Genomic DNA, 16,916 nt, shown 5'->3' on the forward strand with positions numbered 1-16,916 from the left:
AAAGCGCCTATTCCTTATCTCTAGGCATTTTCTATCTTTGGCCTACAACTCTACACCATAGGAATGCAGTTTAAACACCCAGAATTACTTTATGCGCTTGTTTTATTAATCATTCCTATACTGATACATTTATTTCAACTACGGCGATTTCAAAAAGTTCAATTCACCAATGTAAAGTTTTTAAAGGCGGTTAAACTCCAAACCCGGAGAAGTTCCCAACTTAAAAAATGGCTGACACTTCTTGCCAGGTTATTACTATTAACATCTGTTATCTTAGCATTTGCTCAACCATTTATTCCGAATACAGCAAATTTCAATGAAAAACAGGATATCGTCATTTATCTGGATAACTCTTTCAGTATGCAGGCGCCAGGCCGCAATGGATCGTTACTGAATGAAGCCATACAAGATATCCTCACTTCATTACCTGAAGATGAAACTATTAGCCTATTCACAAATGATAAAATATTTAAAAATACTACGGTTAAAGCACTTAAAAATGAATTGATTCAGTTATCATATTCACCAAATCAATTGAGCTACGACGCCGCTTATCTTAAGGGAAAACAAATGTTTTCTAAAAGCACTAACGGTACAAGGAATCTTATTTTGGTATCGGACTTTCAACGTAACGGAGCTCCAATAGATTTTGAACAAGACAGTTTGTTTAATTTAAAAGTCGTACAACTGAGGTCTAATTTGGTTCGTAATGTTAGCATTGACAGTGTTTACGTAGACAACAATACCGCAGAAACACTAGACTTGGTTGTTGAACTGAGTAACCTAAATGACCCTGCAGAGAATGTATCCTTATCACTGTTTAACAATGATGCTTTAATAGCTAAAAGTGCTGTAGATATTGATGATGCGGCTAAAACTATTTTTACGATTCCGGCCAATACCTCGATTAAGGGTAAACTCAGTATAGATGATACAGGATTGTCCTATGACAATACTCTATATTTCAATATCAATGAGAAACCAAAGATCAAGGTATTGGCAATTAATGCCACAACGGAAGCTAATTTCTTAAACCGTATTTATACCGAAGATGAATTTGAATTCAATGCGTTTACATTAGACGCTTTAAATTTCAATCTTATTCCCGATCAAAATTTAATTGTTTTAAATGAGCTGGAAACCATACCAAATGCCCTTAAGACTGCTCTTTTGACTTTTAAAAATGACGGTGGTAGCTTATTAATAATTCCTTCACTTACCATAACTTTAGATTCTTATAATCAATTATTTAAAGATTTAAACATTTCCCCCTTTAAAGATATAACCCTTAAAGACAAGCGAGTTACAAGCATTAACTATAATCACCCCCTATTACAAAACGCTTTCTATGCCAGGGTCTCAAACTTTCAATATCCAAAAGTCAAAGAATCCTTTCAATTCTCATCTTCTGCCAATCGCGTTTTATCTTATGAAGATGGAAGTGCCTTCTTGATTGGAAAACAAAATACTTACATCTTTTCATCGGCCTTGAATACGACCAATTCAAATTTTAAAAATTCTCAATTAATAGTACCGGTATTCTATAATTTAGGGCTACAAAGTTTAAAATTACCGAAACTGTACTATACCATTGGGCAGCCTAATTCCATTGCCATTCCAGTTGTTTTAGGCCAAGACGATATCTTAAATTTAGTGTCTGGGGAATCCTCGGTGATCCCATTACAGAAAAGCTACAGTAAATCGGTTATAATTCAAACAGATGAATTTCCCAATACCGCAGGCATTTTAAATGTTAAAAACAAAAATCAGTCATTACAAAATCTCAGTTTTAATTATCCGCGTACTGAAAGTCGTTTGAGTTACCACGAGCTTGGCAACCTCAAAGACATTACCGTGGACAACCAACTTTCTATAAGTATCGAAGCCATAAAAAGTAACGCAAATATTAACGCCCTATGGAAATGGTTTGTTATTTTTGCACTGGTGTTTCTAATCTTGGAGATGCTCCTACTAAAATATCTTAAATGAACGCACTCATAAAATCTGCAACTATCGTTGATTCTAAAAGTGATTTCCATAATGAGACCGTAGATATTTTAATTGAAAAAGGTCGAATCTCAAAGATTGCTAAACGCATTTCAAATCCTAATAACTATAAAGAGATAAATCTTGAGAATCTTCATGTGTCCCAAGGTTGGTTTGACAGTAGTGTGTCTTTTGGCGAGCCAGGATACGAAGAGCGAGAAACAATAAGCAATGGGCTAAAAACAGCTGCTCTCTCAGGGTTTACCGCGGTAGCATTAAATGCAAACTCCAATCCTGTTATAGATTGCAATACCGATATAACCTTTGTAAAATCGAAAGCAGAAAATCACGCTACAAGGCTTTATCCAATAGGGGCGCTAACCCAGTCTAGTAATGGTAAGGATTTGGCAGAGTTGTTTGACATGCAAAATGCTGGCGCTATAGCCTTTTACGACTACCAAAAACCTATTTCCAACCCCAACCTATTAAAAATAGCATTGCAATATGCCGTTAGTTTTGGCGGTTTGGTTTGCTCATTTCCACAAGAACAGAAAATAGCAGGTTTAGGAGTCGTTAACGAGGAAGTGAATAGCACAAAATTAGGCCTAAAAGGTAACCCGGCCTTAGCGGAAGAATTACAGGTGGCCAGAGATTTATTTTTATTGGAATATACTGAGGGCAAACTACATATACCTACCATTTCAACATCTAAATCAGTAGAATTAGTCCGTGAGGCTAAGGCTAAAAAGCTTGATGTAACCTGCAGTGTTGCCTTACACAACATTTTCTTTACTGATGATTTTTTATCAGACTTTGATACCAATTTTAAGGTACTACCACCATTAAGGACGAAAAAAGACTGCGAAGCCTTAATTGAAGGGCTCAAGGATGGCACTATTGATATGGTAACATCAGATCACAATCCCCTTGATATTGAGCACAAAAAAGTAGAGTTTGACTATGCAAAATATGGAACAATTGGACTAGAGTCAGCATTTGGAGCACTTCAAACTATCTTTACTACAAAAAAGGCCATTTCATTGCTAACCAATGGGAAGGAAAGATTTCATATTCCCGAAAGACCCATAGTAGAAGGGGAAAAAGCTGATTTAACTTTATTCAATCCAAGCACAAATTATACATTTAAAAAAGAAAATATCCTTTCAAAATCAAAGAATAGTGCTTTTATAGGACAAAACCTAAAAGGTAAGGTTTATGGCATCATCGCCAATTCAAAAATTCTAATCAATTTATGAACCAGTCTACTATTCAAGAAGGCAAAAGCTTGGCCATAGTGGCATATATCACATTGATAGGTGTGTTGATAGCATTTTTTATGAATCAAGAGAAACGCAATTCATTTACGTCATTTCATATAAGACAAGCATTGGGACTATGGTTACTCTATTTCATCATGGGGTACATTGTTAGTGGCTTTGACAGCTGGATGCTAACCTACTCCTTTTGGATATTTTTTTCAGTTCTTTTTGTTTATGGTATTGCGGGTGCTATCACAGGTAAACTTCATAATGTGCCCCTACTAGGTCCATATTTTCAAAAACTGTTTAAATCCTTAGGATAATCTATGTCATCTAAGCTATTTTACGTTAAAAGACCCTCTACTCTTAAAAAAGATGCACCGTTAATGATTATGTGCCATGGTTATGGCAGTGACGAAAATGACTTATTTTCTTTTGCTCAAGAATTACCCGAAGAACTTTTTATTATTTCTCTACGAGCACCTTACGGCATGCAACCTTATGGAAATGCGTGGTATGCTATAAACTTTAATGCTGAAAAAGGAAAATGGAGCGATAATGAGCAGGCTAAACGCTCTGTTGAAATCATTGCTAAGTTTATAGATTACGCCTGTCAAAACCATCCTGTAGACCCTAAAAACGTAACTCTATTAGGATTTAGCCAAGGGACCATATTAAGCTACGCCGTTGCCTTAAATTATCCAAATAAGGTGAAAAACGTAGTGGCCCTAAGCGGTTATATCAATGAAGAGCTCCTGCCCAATAAAATTGAAGACAACGAGGTTTCACATTTAAATTTTTTCTGCTCCCATGGAAGTCAAGACCAAGTGATACCAGTTGAATGGGCCAGAAAAACACCAGATTTCCTTAAAGCACTACACATAAATTATAGTTATAAGGAATATCCTGTTGGACATGGTGTCGCACCCAATAACTTTAAAGACTTTAAAGAATGGCTTATTGAGCACATTTAATTTAAATCTTCGGGTACATAAAATACTCTACGAGCTTATATTTTAAATCATTGTTAGCGTCAATCTCATAAGTCACAAAAATCTCTCCCCAATATTCTCCATCCGTAAAATTGGCCACGATCCATTTATGATTCAAAATCCTAACCTTATTGATAACCAATTTTGTACCCGTAAGAGATACAAAAGGTACAATAGGGTGTTCTTCACCAGTATAATCATTCATTTTATACAAGCCTTCTTTAATGGCGGGAATTAACTCGTCAGTGTCGTAGCCTTGAGCTTCAAAGTAATCTATGGCATCTTGGTTTCTGTCAATATTGAAATAGCTCAATTCGAAATTAAGTTCATCGAGACTATCAATTTTTTTTTGATTGTCCTCAATAGTTGTTTTATAGGTTCTGATATCCTTTTCGTATTTATCTATGATATTTTTTGAATTGACATACTGAAATATGATCAACAGTACAGAAAAAATAAATAAATACATAAATATTCTACTTTTCATATCTAAATGGTAATTTGAAGGTTATCGTATGCCAAAAATACATTATCGGGTAATTGGTCTTGTACCTCATTATGAAAACCCAGCAAATGACTAATATGCGTCAAATAAGCACGCTTAGGTTTTACTTTTTCTATAAAACTTAAGGCTTCAGAAAGATTAAAGTGCGAAATATGCGGCTCTATACGTAAGGCATTTACAACCAATACCTCTAGGTTTTTAAGCTTCTCAATCTCCTTGTCGTCCACGGTCTTCATATCGGTTAGATAAGCAAAATCCTTAAATCTAAATCCAAAAACCGGTAATTTATAATGAAGGCCCTCTACAGGAATTACGTCTATGTTTCCTAATACAAAAGGTTTATTCTCAATATTTTGTGTTATAACACTTGGGACACCTGGATACTTGTCCTTTGAGGTGAAAATATAATCAAATCGTTTTTTTAGTGACTTAAACACGCGTTTATGGGCGTATAGCGGAATATCACCTTGCCGGAAGAAGAATGGCCTAATATCGTCTAAACCCATGGTGTGATCCGCATGCTCATGTGTAAAAACAATACCATCAATCCGTGTTACCCCAGCCCTGAGCATTTGTTGCCTAAAATCAGGCCCACAATCAACAACAAAGGTATAGTCCTCCCATTCTACCAAAACAGAGACCCGTAGTCGTTTGTCTTTTGTGTTTTCGCTTAAACAAACAGGATGTTTACTGCCTATAATTGGTATTCCTTGCGACGTTCCGGTACCCAGAAATGTTACTTTCAAGCCTATTAATTTTATGACAAAAATACGCTTATTTTTTTGTTTGCTTAGGTAATTGAGTACCTTTGCTAAAACGTTGTAAACCCGAAATCTATGGAAGAAATCACGTATGAAGGCGATTCGAACTTTGAGAATATCCCATCTCTCCAAGACAAAGCCTTACGGATTAATCTTAACAAAGACATTTATGGTACGTTTGCCGAGATTGGTGCTGGTCAAGAAACTGTTCGCCAATTTTTTAGAGCAGGCGGTGCTTCTGGAACAATTGCTAAAACCATGTCTGCCTACGATAAGGATTTTAGCGATGCCATTTACGGAATTGAAAATGACAAACGCTATGTAACCGAAGCGCGCTTGCGAAAAATGCTTAACCATGAAATAGACCTAATGGAAAAGCGTATTACGCGAGAAAAGCATCCCACTAAGATATTTTTCACTTATGCCAACACGGTGGCTACCATCGATTTTGCAAAAAAATATAAAGGACATGGCTGGGTAGGAATTAAATTTCAAGTTACACCAGATGGCGAATATAATGATATTGTACTTCATATTCGGTTTAAAGAGAACGATGCCAGATTGCAACAGGAAACTTTAGGTAAATTAGGAACTAACCTGATTTATGGGGCATTTTATAAGTATAATGTTCCGAAGAAATTACTCCGCTACCTTTATGACCACTTGGACAAAGACCAACTAGAAATTGACACCATCAATTTTATAGGTCCGGTTTTTAAAGATGTTGATAACCGATTGATGAGCTTACAGTTAGTAAAGAATGGTATGACTGATGCGGTAATGTTTGCTCCAGATGGCAACAACGTTTTACCTGCACGTGTACTTTACAAAAAAAATATTCTTGCCTTAAGGGGAAGTTTTAGACCCGTAACCAAGGTAAACATGGATATGTTCGAGAAATCTTACGAAATGTTTATTAAGGAAAACAAAGTAAGTAAGGAAAATACGCAAGTCATTTTCGAAATTACACTTTCCAACCTAAGGGCAGAAGGTGAAATCGATGAGCAAGACTTTATGGACAGAGCTCGGTTGTTATGTTCGCTTGGACAGACGGTAATGATTTCTAATTTTCAGGAATACTACAAGCTCGTAGAATATTTCTCTCAGTATACCAAAAACAGAATGGGCTTATCCATGGGAGTCAATAACTTGGTTGATATATTTGACGAAAAATATTATCGCCATTTAAGTGGTGGTATTCTTGAAGCGTTTGGGAAATTATTTTACAAAGATTTAAGGGTTTATCTATACCCAATGGAAAATGAGGATGGAAGTGTCACGAATAGCGAGAACCTTAAGGTGCATCCTAGGATGAAAGAGCTTTACAAGTTCTTTAAATACAACGGAAAGGTTGTTGACATTACAGATTATGATCCATCTATACTATCTGTGTTCTCAAGGACAGTACTCAAAATGATAGCCAAGGGTGAAGAAGGCTGGGAGGCTATGTTACCCGAAGGTGTAGCCAAGCTCATTAAAGAAAAAAGTCTTTTTGGCTATGAGGCCGAGGAAGTTATGCACTAATATCACAACCTTATTAAACAGAAAGCGGCCTCAATATCAGAATAGTTGAATTGAAGCCGCTTTTTTTTCTCCACAATATTTACAATTACTTATCTAGAATTTGTTCTGTATGAGCCTTAGTTTTCACTTTGGTAATGACATTTTCCAAAACACCGTTTTCATCGATAATGAAAGTTGTTCTATGTATACCGTCATATTCTTTACCCATAAATTTCTTTGGCCCCCAAACGCCGAAAGCATTTATAACTGATTTATCCTCATCCGCAATTAATGGATATTTAAAACCGTATTTATCTTTAAAATTAGACTGTCTTTTTGCACTGTCCGCACTAACACCTAAAATTTCGTAGCCTTGCGACTTAAAGCGGTCAAAGTTATCGTTCAAGTTACAAGCTTCTGCGGTGCAACCCGGTGTGCTGGCCTTTGGATAAAAGAAAACAACTAATTTTTTGCCTTTATAATCAGATAATGAAACCGTATTTCCTGATTCGTCTTGCCCCGAAAAATTTGGTGCTTTATCTCCTGCTTTTAAATGTGTCATATTTTTTAAATTTGTGTTCATGTAAAAATACAATGAATGACAAAGCAAGAAAAGGTAGAGTTTGTTATAAATACGTTAAATCAGCTCTATCCTGAAATTCCCATTCCTTTAGAACATAGAGATCCTTATACCTTGCTTATAGCTGTATTGATGTCTGCTCAAAGCACTGATGTTAGGGTAAATCAAATTACCCCAATTTTATTTGAACGTGCAGATAATCCTTATGATATGGTTAAACTAAGTGTCGAAGAGATTAGAAACATTATAAAGCCTGTTGGACTATCCCCGATGAAAAGTAAGGGCATCCATGGTTTATCTAAAATATTAATTGAAGAGCACGACGGAAAAGTTCCACAAACCTACGAAGCATTGGAAGCTCTACCAGCTGTTGGTCATAAAACCGCAGCTGTAGTTTTATCGCAGGCCTTTGGTATTCCTGCATTTCCGGTAGATACGCATATCCACAGATTGATGTATCGTTGGAATTTAACTACTGGTAAAAACGTAGTTCAAACAGAAAAAGATGCCAAGCGTTTATTTCCTAAAAATCTTTGGAACGACCTTCATCTACAGATTATTTGGTACGGCCGTGAGTATTCGCCAGCTAGAGGCTGGGATTTAGAAAAAGATATTATTACCAAAACCATTGGAAGAAAATCTGTGCTAAAAAACTACTATAAAAGCAAAAAGTCCTGATTTTAGCTAATCAGGACTTTTCTCCAACTTAATTTAGAAGTGCTTCAAACTTCAATTTATTATAATTTATAACACTTAAAGCCTTAGAGTAATTCAAGAGGAAACTAATCGTTTCATCTTTTGGTTGTAAGTCAATTGTTTTAGGGGTTTTCTGAGAGTAAATTTTTGCCATATTATTAATTTTTAAACTAATCTTATGACTAAAACGTGCTCAATATTACTTTATTGTATCAATTTGTTAAAACTATATTGTTTTGCTCAATTACCTTGCGCATATTAATCAGCGCATATCGCATTCGGCCTAATGCAGTATTGATACTTACGCCTGTACGCTCAGAAATTTCCTTAAAACTCATGTCTTGATAAATGCGCATCATCAACACGTTCTTTTGGTCTTCTGGTAACTCCTCGATAATTCGTCTTACATCAGACTCAACCTGTTCCTTAATTATACTTTTTTCAGCATTTAAACTAGAATCTTTTAACACTGAAAAAATACTGAACTCGCCAGAGTTATCGAATTTTGGCATTCTATTGTTCTTTCTAAAATGGTCAATAACCAAATTATGGGCAATCCGCATAACCCAAGGAAGAAATTTACCTTCCTCATTATACTTTCCACGTTTTAGGGTTTTAATAACCTTTATAAAGGTATCCTGAAAAATATCTTCTGTAATATCCCTATCATAAACCTTGGAATATATAAAACTGTAAATTTTCTGTTTATGGCGGTGAACAAGCACCGAAAGTGCGGCTTCATCTCCATTTATGTAATTGCTGACCAATTCCGCGTCTTGGATAAGTTTCTTCTTCATAATAGTTACTTTAATGCCTAGACAAAGCCAGGCTTGGGGTTTTAGCTTTTTGTTTAAAGTAATATTATGCTATACGCGGTTATGTTTTAAGTGATTATGTGCCAAATATAACAACAATCATCTCGAAAAAGCAAAATTTCATATCAAATTTTAACATTTTATCTAACATATCTACACTTTAACAGGACGGTTAGATATAGTATCTTTGCAAAATTACTCACTTAGCCAATCTATGAATTCTACTATTTTAGACGTCAATCCAAAGCAAAATATCATTATCAAAGGGGCCAAATTACACAACCTCAAAAATATTGATGTTGTCATCCCCAGAAACCAATTAGTGGTAATTACCGGTCTCTCCGGTTCTGGTAAATCAAGCTTGGCATTTGACACTTTGTATGCTGAAGGCCAAAGACGCTACGTGGAAAGTTTATCAAGTTACGCGCGTCAGTTTTTAGGACGATTGAACAAACCAAAGGTAGATTACATTAAAGGGATTGCTCCGGCCATAGCCATTGAGCAAAAAGTAAATTCAACTAATCCGAGGTCAACCGTTGGAACTACTACAGAAATCTACGACTATTTAAAATTACTCTTTGCAAGAGTCGGTAGGACCTATTCACCGATCTCAGGGAACGAGGTTAAAAAACATACGGTCACGGACGTCATCGATTTTATATCAAAATTTGATGAAGGAACTAAATTGCTATTGCTCTCCCCGATTCAATTAGAAGAGGGACGAACAATGGAGAATAAACTTCAGACCCTTTTACAACAAGGTTATTCGCGTATTAAGCTTAATAAGGACGTAATGCGAATTGATGACACCCTAAAAGAAGCAATTAAATCAAAAGACGACGTTTATCTCGTTGTGGACAGGATTGTTTTTAAGGATGATGAAGATTTTTTAAATCGTTTGGCCGATGCCATAGAAACTGCGTTTTTTGAAGGTTTAGGTTCTTGTATCATTGAGTCGCTTGCAACAAATGACCAAACCATGTTCAATAACAAGTTTGAGCTAGATGGCGTGTCCTTTCTAGAACCTAATGCCCATTTGTTTAGTTTCAACAACCCATATGGTGCTTGTCCAAAATGTGAAGGTTATGGGGATGTTATTGGTATTGATGAGGATTTAGTTGTTCCAAACACCTCACTTTCCGTTTATGAAAATGCCATATTTCCATGGCGTGGTGAAAGTATGAGCTGGTATAGAGATCAATTGGTTAACAATTCGCATAAATTCGATTTTCCAATCCACAAACCCTACTTTGAGTTAAGTGAAAAACAAAAAGCGCTTATTTGGTCTGGTAATACTTATTTTGAAGGGCTAGATACATTCTTTGCAGAATTAGAAGCAAAGGCCTACAAGATTCAAAACCGAGTGATGCTTTCGCGTTACCGTGGTAAAACCAAATGTAATGTGTGCAAAGGTAAACGACTTCGTGAGGAAGCAAGTTATGTGAAAATCAATGGAGCGACTATCACAGATTTGGTTGACTTGCCCATTGATGAATTAACTGATTTCTTTAAAGAAGTTAAGCTCAATGCTTACGACCAAAAAATCGCAAAACGTCTTTTAACTGAAATTAACAGTAGACTGGAATTCCTTTCTAATGTTGGTCTAAACTATTTGACCTTAAACAGAAAGTCCAATACTTTATCCGGTGGGGAAAGCCAACGAATCAATCTAGCCACCTCTCTTGGTAGTAGTTTGGTTGGATCTATGTATATTTTGGATGAACCAAGCATAGGGTTACATCCAAAAGATACAGAGCGCCTAATTAATGTTTTAAAATCATTAAGGGATTTGGGGAATACCGTCATCGTTGTAGAACACGATGAAGATATTATGAAAGCTGCTGATACGATTATTGATATTGGTCCAGAAGCCGGTACTTTTGGTGGAGAGGTTGTAGCTACTGGGAGCTATAAGGATATCTTGGTTGCCGATACGCTAACGGCGCGCTATTTAAATGGGCAAATGGAAATCAAGGTTCCCGAAAAGCGCAAAACGTCTAAGTACAATATTAACGTAATTGGTGCCCGCGAAAATAATTTGAAGAACATAGATGTTACATTCCCGCTGCACATGCTCACCGTAATTACAGGCGTATCTGGTAGTGGAAAAAGTACCCTAGTCAAGAAAATATTGTACCCTGCTATCCAAAAAAAGCTGACTGGATTTAGCGATAAACCAGGACAATTCACTGAAATAACAGGGAATTTCGATACCATTAAACAAATAGAATTTGTAGACCAAAATCCTATAGGCCGGTCATCTCGCTCAAATCCTGTTACCTATATCAAGGCCTACGATGACATTAGATCTTTATTTGCTTCTCAAAAACTGAGTAAAATAAGAAATTATCGCGCTAAGCACTTTAGCTTTAATGTAGATGGTGGAAGGTGTGAAACGTGCAAGGGTGAAGGTGAAGTGACTATTGAAATGCAATTTATGGCAGATGTGCACCTGACTTGTGAAACCTGTAGCGGTAAACGATTTAAAAAAGAAGTCCTAGAGGTTAATTTTCAAGGTAAATCCATTGATGATATTTTGAATTTGACCATTGATGATGCTGTAGATTTCTTTGAAACTCATAAACAAACCAAGATTAAAAATAAATTACAGCCCTTAAAGGATGTTGGTTTGGGCTATGTAACGCTGGGGCAGTCCTCTTCTACTCTATCTGGAGGAGAAGCACAACGTATAAAGTTGGCGACGTTTCTCGGTAAAGGCAGCAATAGTCAAAATGCCCTTTTTATATTTGATGAACCTACAACAGGATTGCACTTTCACGATATTCAAAATCTCTTAAAATCCTTTAAAGCACTTATTTCCAAAGGACATTCCATAATTGTAATTGAGCACAATATCGATTTAATTAAATGTGCTGATTATATTATCGATTTAGGTCCGGAAGGTGGTAAAAATGGAGGAAATTTAGTAGCTTGTGGTACACCAGAAGACATTGTAAAGAACCCTAAATCAGTTACTGGCCATTATCTACGAGATAAAATTTAAAAAATGGATGAGTTGACCGAAACAGGGAATGAAAAATCTATGGTCGATATTAGTGACGTATCTTTTTCAAATAAAGATTTAAAATCTAGGGTCGATGTTAAGCCCCTTAAGGGTGGAGGTACTAATTTTAAAACTCATGTGCTTATTAAATCCTCAGATTCGAAACTAATGTACAAACCCAGTTACGGTATTGCTATTTTTTGTTTTATTTTTCTTGCCATAGGTCTAGGGCTTTTGTTCCTTATGTTTAGAGGTTTGATTATCCAAGACTCATCTGCCGATATTCCAGTTTTACTTCTTTTGATTGTTGGAGGCGTTTTCACAATGGCAGGCTTGTTAATGTTCTATCATTTTTATAAGCCTATTGTGTTTGATAAAACGTCCGGATTTTACTTAAAAGGTTATAATACGAATAACGCCACTACGAAAAAATCAAAAACTTCAGAGCAAATTGCATTGAACACAGTTGTCGCCTTACAAATTATTGGAGAAAATGTCAGGGGCAGTAAAAGTAGCTTCAACAGTTTTGAACTTAATCTTGTTCTCAAAGACGGAAGTCGAAAAAATATCGTAGATCACGGAAGCCTAAAAAGCATTGTTGATGATGCAGATTTATTGAGCACATTCTTAGATATTCCCATTTGGCATGCTAAGTCAAACGAAGAAGACTAAGCATTCATAAATCCAAAAAGCACTAAAGAAACTGTAGTTATTACCACAAAAATGGAAAATATGGTACTTATAACTGTTCCTTTTAACAAGGTGGTGAACCAATTACGCTCATAAAATCTCAGTAGTCCAAAATAGAAGTAGAAAAAAGTAGACAGGACAATCAGTGTAAGTATCCAGCCAGGAATTTCAATGACGAACCTATTAATAGCCATCAAAATAGCAAAAAGCATGAATAAAAAGGAAAATAAGTAAAAGGTGAAAACTAAATGATAGGAATACCGGCCTTTTCTGAAATAAAAAATCTTTAAAATTAGAGCAAATAGCGGTAATAAAATAAACATTGTAATTGGCACAGCGTCAAATGCCCTCCTCAACATATTTCCTGCACCAGTACCTTTGGCAAGATTAAGGACTCCTCTGTACATTCTACGTTCAAAATAACTTGCATCGTCAGACATTCCCATCTCTTTGTAAATAACATTCTCCTCAGCACCAACAGCGATTAAAGAATCTATTTTCTTTTTATTGAAGTCCCATGACATGTTGATGTCATCAGTATCGGTTTGAATAATTGAGTCTGCTTTTTTTAAATCTTCATCCTTTAAACCAAGGATGGCCTTATTATTTTTTAAATTTTTGAGTACTTCCATATTTTTTACGGAATCCAATTCAGCTTTAGCCTCATCTGGCATATCAATTTGAAGCGGGGCTTTGGCGATCTTTTCATTAAATCTCACAGCTTCTTTCTCCCATTCTGCTATAGAAAAAGAAAACAAGAAAAAAAACACTACTGAAATAAATAAGTACATCTGCGCAGGATGCAAATACATAAGCCGCTTACCCTCAATAAATTTTTTAGCCAAGTAGCCAGGCTTAATCATTAATGGAATAAAACTCTTTAAAAAACGTGCATCAAACGAAAAGTAATTACTAATGGTGTTATAAAAGAGTACACTTAGAGTAAGTTCATCGTTGGTTTTTTGACCACAATGCGGACAGAATTGAAAACCTTCTTTATAAGGCTTTTCACAATTTTTACATTTGACTTGTTTAGTTTCCATCGTTTCTAAATACTATTCTCTTACTACTTAATAGAAGAAACAAATCCAATTATGTTTCATCTCGTTTTAAATCGTCTAAATATAAATTACTTATGACTATCTAAAATCTTTCGCGCTAACATCTATAAAAGAACCCTATAAAGACTCTAGATGGCCAAACTAACAGTAGCACTTTTTAAGATTGATATGTTTTAGCTGTATTAAAAATACTGAAAATTACGCACCGATGTACATATCAATATTATGTGAGTTTTGGTTAAATTTTAAATTGCTGTAAAACAAGGTGTTACAAGTTTGGCATGCTGTTTGTTTTAATTGTAGTGAGTTTAATTTAAAACCCTTTAACTATGAAACGGATACTATTTTTATTTGCACTGTTAGTGACGGTTAGCACTACGGCAAAAGCAGAAACCAGCACAGCTATAGAAGCTACTGCTTCAAACAATAACTTTGTGAGAGGTTACGGTAATTCTTTCATTTTTGTTGAAGGTGGTATCGAATTTTCAGTTTTTCCAGATGGTCAATTCGACTTTTATATGCCCAACTATGGTCCAAATGTGAACGTTGGAATTAATCGTCCAGGATTTGCTTTGAGCTTTAATACTGGATTTAATTACAATCCTTACGTACAGTATGACAGTTTTGGAGCTATTGTACAAATTGAAAACACGCCTGTATTTTACGACTTCTATGGACGCGTTAATCAGATAGGTAACATATTTATCAATTACAATGGATTTGGTAGAGTAAATAGAATTGGAGGACTTAATATTTTTTATAGAAATAATGTCTTTTGGAGATATGAGGGGTTCATCAATATCTATAATAGAGCCTATATATGGAGACCATGGCACCGTTTTTACGCACTTCCACCTGCCAATTTCTGTGTCTTGAATACATATCCATATAGACAGTTTTATACACCAGTTAGACATATATGGTATAGACCTTACAGAAATAACGTAAGACATTTTAACATAAATGGAAGACGAGATTATGCTCAAGTCGGTAGACGCAATGCAACAAGACATAGCAATAGATACGCACAGACACCAAGAAACAGATCTGAGCGTGCTACTCAGAGAAGTGTGCAGCGCAGATATGCGGCAATTAACAGAACGCGAAATACAAATATAAATAATGGTAGAACCAGAAGTACGCGAAACACCGAGATAAGCCGTACTCCGAACAGAACAAGAGTCTCTAACAACGCCGTTAGAACCCGTTCTAACGCGAGACCAGCATCGAATAAATCAGAGCGATCTGTTACACGTGCAAGCAGTACCAGACAAAATGTAACCAGATCACATTCTAATGTCTCTAAAAATGTAAAGAAGACAAGAACAGCTTCGGTTAGAAAACCAAAGGTGATAAACTCAAGACAGAACAATAGAACGTCTTCGGCAAACGTTAGAAAACAACGTGTAGCACAGAATAAGAGAACGTCATCGTCTGTAACAGAGAGATCCAATAAAAGCAGAAGCAACAACAGATCCTCTTCAAGGTCAAACTCAAGACGATCTAGATTATAAAATGATTTTTTTGGTTGGTTAGTAGAATTCCCGTTTGCTGTATGCCTCAAAGCACCTTGCGGGATTTCTCATTAAAAAAGTACCTAAAGCCTTAAGTACTTTTTTATTTGTAAAGACATATCATCTGAAATATTTAACTTATAAATAGTAGACAGGTATAAGACCCCTATAAGCGTTGATTTTAATAAAATATTTATCACAGGATGAAAAGGAAACTCCCAAAAATATAAAAGTAAGGACATTACTATTAAAATTGCTAAAATCTTTAATGACGCAATGGAGAAAGGTTGCATTTTAAATTTCTTTTGTACAAAAAGAACCTTTACGGTATTATAAATACCTATTGCGAAAAAAGTTGCTATGGCAGAGCCATTAATACCAAACATTGGGATACAGATTAAGTTCAATACCACAGCGAGAACAGTAAGTACCACACCGAACACCAAAACCATCCTGTAGTATTCACTGTTAAACAAAATAGCGTTATTATTTCCCAACATATTATCGTACAGTTTTGCAATACTAATAATTATGACCACAAGAAGACCTCCTGTAAACTCCTTTGGTAAAACACGATAGAGCTCATTGATATTTAAAATTATCAATAAAAAGATAAAACCGCTTACCACTAAAAGATTTAAGGAACTTCTCTTGTATAAGTCCTCTAAAGCCTTTTTGTTATTCTCATTTAAATATTGAGCGGTTAAAGGCATCATAATTTGGTGCATCGCCCGCTGGGGAACCGCAATTACCGTTGCTATAAAAATAGCTACAGAGTAATACGCCACGTTTTCGATGTGCTCTAGCATCAAACCGATCATAAATTTATCAATATCCAAAATAACCATAGCAATAGAACCAGCTACAATCATTAAACCGGCATACTTTAGAATATCGTAAAAATTATCTGATTTTTGAAATATGAACTTTGGAGGTCTTACTGAAAACGCATAGAGCTTCATAAGTAACATCCGCAAAATGTAAACCCCAACTAAAGCCTGAAGAAATTGATTTGCTGTGAGCCATTCCATATAGACGCAGCAAAGTAAAATCGTAATCAAAATACGATGAAATATTTCTTTCATTACATTGCCAAAGACAGTTTGAAATTGGACCTTGGTCCAGGCATAAAAGATTTCGAAATACGCCATGGCCACAGCAATAATAAAGATATGCCAGATATAATGCTTAACAATTACATTTTCTGTGGCTAACAGATTGGCGATACTATCAAATGAAAAGTACCCAATAATAGCTACGGGAATTATAAACACCAATGGCAATAAAAGCATCATGGTTAGAAAACTGTTGATGCTGTTTTTTGATTTATATGCCGAGTAATACTTTACAATGGCATTATGGACACCAAAAGCCATAAATGGCATCATAATGTTGGCTGCGGACAAAACAAAAGCGACTAGACCATAGTATTGGTCCGACAGAAAATTGGTGTAAAGAAACAGCGTGTTGAGGGCACCTACTCCAAAACCGAGATAAGTGCTAATTGTATTTTTGAATGATTGATTTAATACAATACCCATTGTGCTACA

General features: G+C 35.6%; 15 protein-coding genes. 9 read left to right on the top strand and 6 right to left on the bottom strand.

All coding sequences use genetic code 11. The annotated features are described in order from the left end of the window. Nucleotides 1-63 precede the first annotated feature (63 nt). From CA834_RS09300 to CA834_RS09315, 4 genes are read left to right on the top strand one after another with little or no spacing between them, the layout of a single operon-like run. Nucleotides 64-1,989 (top strand): BatA domain-containing protein, encoded by a 1,926-nt coding sequence (locus CA834_RS09300; protein WP_094968416.1) that lies wholly within the window; start codon nucleotides 64-66, stop codon nucleotides 1,987-1,989. Continuing rightward, nucleotides 1,986-3,242: a dihydroorotase gene (locus tag CA834_RS09305; protein WP_094968417.1), complete on the top strand. Its 1,257-nt coding sequence runs from the start codon at nucleotides 1,986-1,988 to the stop codon at nucleotides 3,240-3,242. The genes CA834_RS09300 and CA834_RS09305 overlap by 4 nt, the downstream gene beginning before the upstream one ends. After that, entirely contained in the window at nucleotides 3,239-3,568 is a 330-nt protein-coding gene (locus CA834_RS09310) for a hypothetical protein (protein WP_094968418.1), read from the top strand. Before CA834_RS09305 ends, CA834_RS09310 begins: the two co-directional genes overlap by 4 nt. Before the next feature lie 3 nt (nucleotides 3,569-3,571). Further along, nucleotides 3,572-4,219 (top strand): alpha/beta hydrolase, encoded by a 648-nt coding sequence (locus CA834_RS09315; protein WP_094968419.1) that lies wholly within the window; start codon nucleotides 3,572-3,574, stop codon nucleotides 4,217-4,219. A gap of 1 nt (nucleotide 4,220) precedes the next feature. On the opposite strand, the gene CA834_RS09320 is transcribed toward CA834_RS09315, so the two are convergent. Next, nucleotides 4,221-4,724 carry a hydrolase gene (locus tag CA834_RS09320; protein ID WP_240507554.1) on the bottom strand — a complete coding sequence of 168 codons (504 nt, stop codon included), beginning with the start codon at nucleotides 4,722-4,724 and terminating at the stop codon, nucleotides 4,221-4,223. A 2-nt stretch (nucleotides 4,725-4,726) separates the two neighbouring features. Next, a complete protein-coding gene (locus CA834_RS09325) occupies nucleotides 4,727-5,488 on the bottom strand; it encodes an MBL fold metallo-hydrolase (protein WP_094968420.1) in 762 nt (253 codons plus the stop codon). Nucleotides 5,489-5,578: 90 nt separating this feature from the next. Here CA834_RS09325 and CA834_RS09330 point away from each other — a divergent pair, with 90 nt between their 5' ends. Continuing rightward, a complete protein-coding gene (locus CA834_RS09330; protein ID WP_094968421.1) occupies nucleotides 5,579-7,027 on the top strand; it encodes a nicotinate-nucleotide adenylyltransferase in 1,449 nt (482 codons plus the stop codon). Nucleotides 7,028-7,112: 85 nt separating this feature from the next. Here the strand turns inward: CA834_RS09330 and bcp are convergent, their stop codons facing one another. After that, nucleotides 7,113-7,568, bottom strand: coding sequence for a thioredoxin-dependent thiol peroxidase (bcp, locus tag CA834_RS09335; protein WP_094968500.1), 456 nt, complete (start codon nucleotides 7,566-7,568; stop codon nucleotides 7,113-7,115). A gap of 36 nt (nucleotides 7,569-7,604) precedes the next feature. On the opposite strand from bcp, the gene CA834_RS09340 reads away from it, so the two are divergent. Further along, nucleotides 7,605-8,264 carry an endonuclease III domain-containing protein gene (locus CA834_RS09340; RefSeq protein ID WP_094968422.1) on the top strand — a complete coding sequence of 220 codons (660 nt, stop codon included), beginning with the start codon at nucleotides 7,605-7,607 and terminating at the stop codon, nucleotides 8,262-8,264. 230 nt (nucleotides 8,265-8,494) lie between these two features. Here CA834_RS09340 and CA834_RS09345 read toward each other — a convergent pair whose 3' ends face one another. Next, on the bottom strand, nucleotides 8,495-9,079 hold the full coding sequence (locus tag CA834_RS09345; protein WP_094968423.1) for an RNA polymerase sigma factor: 585 nt from the start codon (nucleotides 9,077-9,079) through the stop codon (nucleotides 8,495-8,497). Between the two features lie 232 nt (nucleotides 9,080-9,311). Here CA834_RS09345 and uvrA point away from each other — a divergent pair, with 232 nt between their 5' ends. After that, nucleotides 9,312-12,101, top strand: a complete 2,790-nt coding sequence (gene uvrA, locus CA834_RS09350; protein ID WP_094968424.1) for an excinuclease ABC subunit UvrA — start codon at nucleotides 9,312-9,314, stop codon at nucleotides 12,099-12,101. Nucleotides 12,102-12,104: 3 nt separating this feature from the next. Beyond that, nucleotides 12,105-12,773: a cytochrome b family protein gene (locus tag CA834_RS09355; protein ID WP_094968425.1), complete on the top strand. Its 669-nt coding sequence runs from the start codon at nucleotides 12,105-12,107 to the stop codon at nucleotides 12,771-12,773. On the opposite strand, the gene CA834_RS09360 is transcribed toward CA834_RS09355, so the two are convergent. Beyond that, nucleotides 12,770-13,834, bottom strand: coding sequence for a DUF3667 domain-containing protein (locus CA834_RS09360; protein ID WP_094968426.1), 1,065 nt, complete (start codon nucleotides 13,832-13,834; stop codon nucleotides 12,770-12,772). The two genes, CA834_RS09355 and CA834_RS09360, sit on opposite strands and share 4 nt — an antisense overlap. A 347-nt stretch (nucleotides 13,835-14,181) precedes the next feature. Here CA834_RS09360 and CA834_RS09365 point away from each other — a divergent pair, with 347 nt between their 5' ends. Next, complete coding sequence (locus CA834_RS09365) at nucleotides 14,182-15,366, top strand: hypothetical protein (RefSeq protein WP_094968427.1); 1,185 nt, start codon at nucleotides 14,182-14,184, stop codon at nucleotides 15,364-15,366. An 83-nt stretch (nucleotides 15,367-15,449) separates the two neighbouring features. On the opposite strand, the gene CA834_RS09370 is transcribed toward CA834_RS09365, so the two are convergent. Then, complete coding sequence (locus CA834_RS09370) at nucleotides 15,450-16,907, bottom strand: lipopolysaccharide biosynthesis protein (RefSeq protein WP_094968428.1); 1,458 nt, start codon at nucleotides 16,905-16,907, stop codon at nucleotides 15,450-15,452. Nucleotides 16,908-16,916: the final 9 nt, after the last annotated feature.

The organism is Winogradskyella aurantia (assembly GCF_002266855.1).
Classification (GTDB): Bacteria; Bacteroidota; Bacteroidia; order Flavobacteriales; family Flavobacteriaceae; genus Winogradskyella; species Winogradskyella aurantia.

What these genes read in the sequence shown, in the direction of transcription:
- CA834_RS09370 (WP_094968428.1), bottom strand. Translation starts at nt 16,907, where the DNA reads ATGGGTATTGTATTAAATCAATCATTCAAAAATACAATTAGCACTTAT.
- CA834_RS09305 (WP_094968417.1), top strand. Translation starts at nt 1,986, where the DNA reads ATGAACGCACTCATAAAATCTGCAACTATCGTTGATTCTAAAAGTGAT.
- uvrA (WP_094968424.1), top strand. Translation starts at nt 9,312, where the DNA reads ATGAATTCTACTATTTTAGACGTCAATCCAAAGCAAAATATCATTATC.
- CA834_RS09310 (WP_094968418.1), top strand. Translation starts at nt 3,239, where the DNA reads ATGAACCAGTCTACTATTCAAGAAGGCAAAAGCTTGGCCATAGTGGCA.
- CA834_RS09315 (WP_094968419.1), top strand. Translation starts at nt 3,572, where the DNA reads ATGTCATCTAAGCTATTTTACGTTAAAAGACCCTCTACTCTTAAAAAA.
- bcp (WP_094968500.1), bottom strand. Translation starts at nt 7,568, where the DNA reads ATGACACATTTAAAAGCAGGAGATAAAGCACCAAATTTTTCGGGGCAA.
- CA834_RS09300 (WP_094968416.1), top strand. Translation starts at nt 64, where the DNA reads ATGCAGTTTAAACACCCAGAATTACTTTATGCGCTTGTTTTATTAATC.
- CA834_RS09320 (WP_240507554.1), bottom strand. Translation starts at nt 4,724, where the DNA reads ATGAAAAGTAGAATATTTATGTATTTATTTATTTTTTCTGTACTGTTG.
- CA834_RS09340 (WP_094968422.1), top strand. Translation starts at nt 7,605, where the DNA reads ATGACAAAGCAAGAAAAGGTAGAGTTTGTTATAAATACGTTAAATCAG.
- CA834_RS09355 (WP_094968425.1), top strand. Translation starts at nt 12,105, where the DNA reads ATGGATGAGTTGACCGAAACAGGGAATGAAAAATCTATGGTCGATATT.
- CA834_RS09345 (WP_094968423.1), bottom strand. Translation starts at nt 9,079, where the DNA reads ATGAAGAAGAAACTTATCCAAGACGCGGAATTGGTCAGCAATTACATA.
- CA834_RS09330 (WP_094968421.1), top strand. Translation starts at nt 5,579, where the DNA reads ATGGAAGAAATCACGTATGAAGGCGATTCGAACTTTGAGAATATCCCA.
- CA834_RS09365 (WP_094968427.1), top strand. Translation starts at nt 14,182, where the DNA reads ATGAAACGGATACTATTTTTATTTGCACTGTTAGTGACGGTTAGCACT.
- CA834_RS09360 (WP_094968426.1), bottom strand. Translation starts at nt 13,834, where the DNA reads ATGGAAACTAAACAAGTCAAATGTAAAAATTGTGAAAAGCCTTATAAA.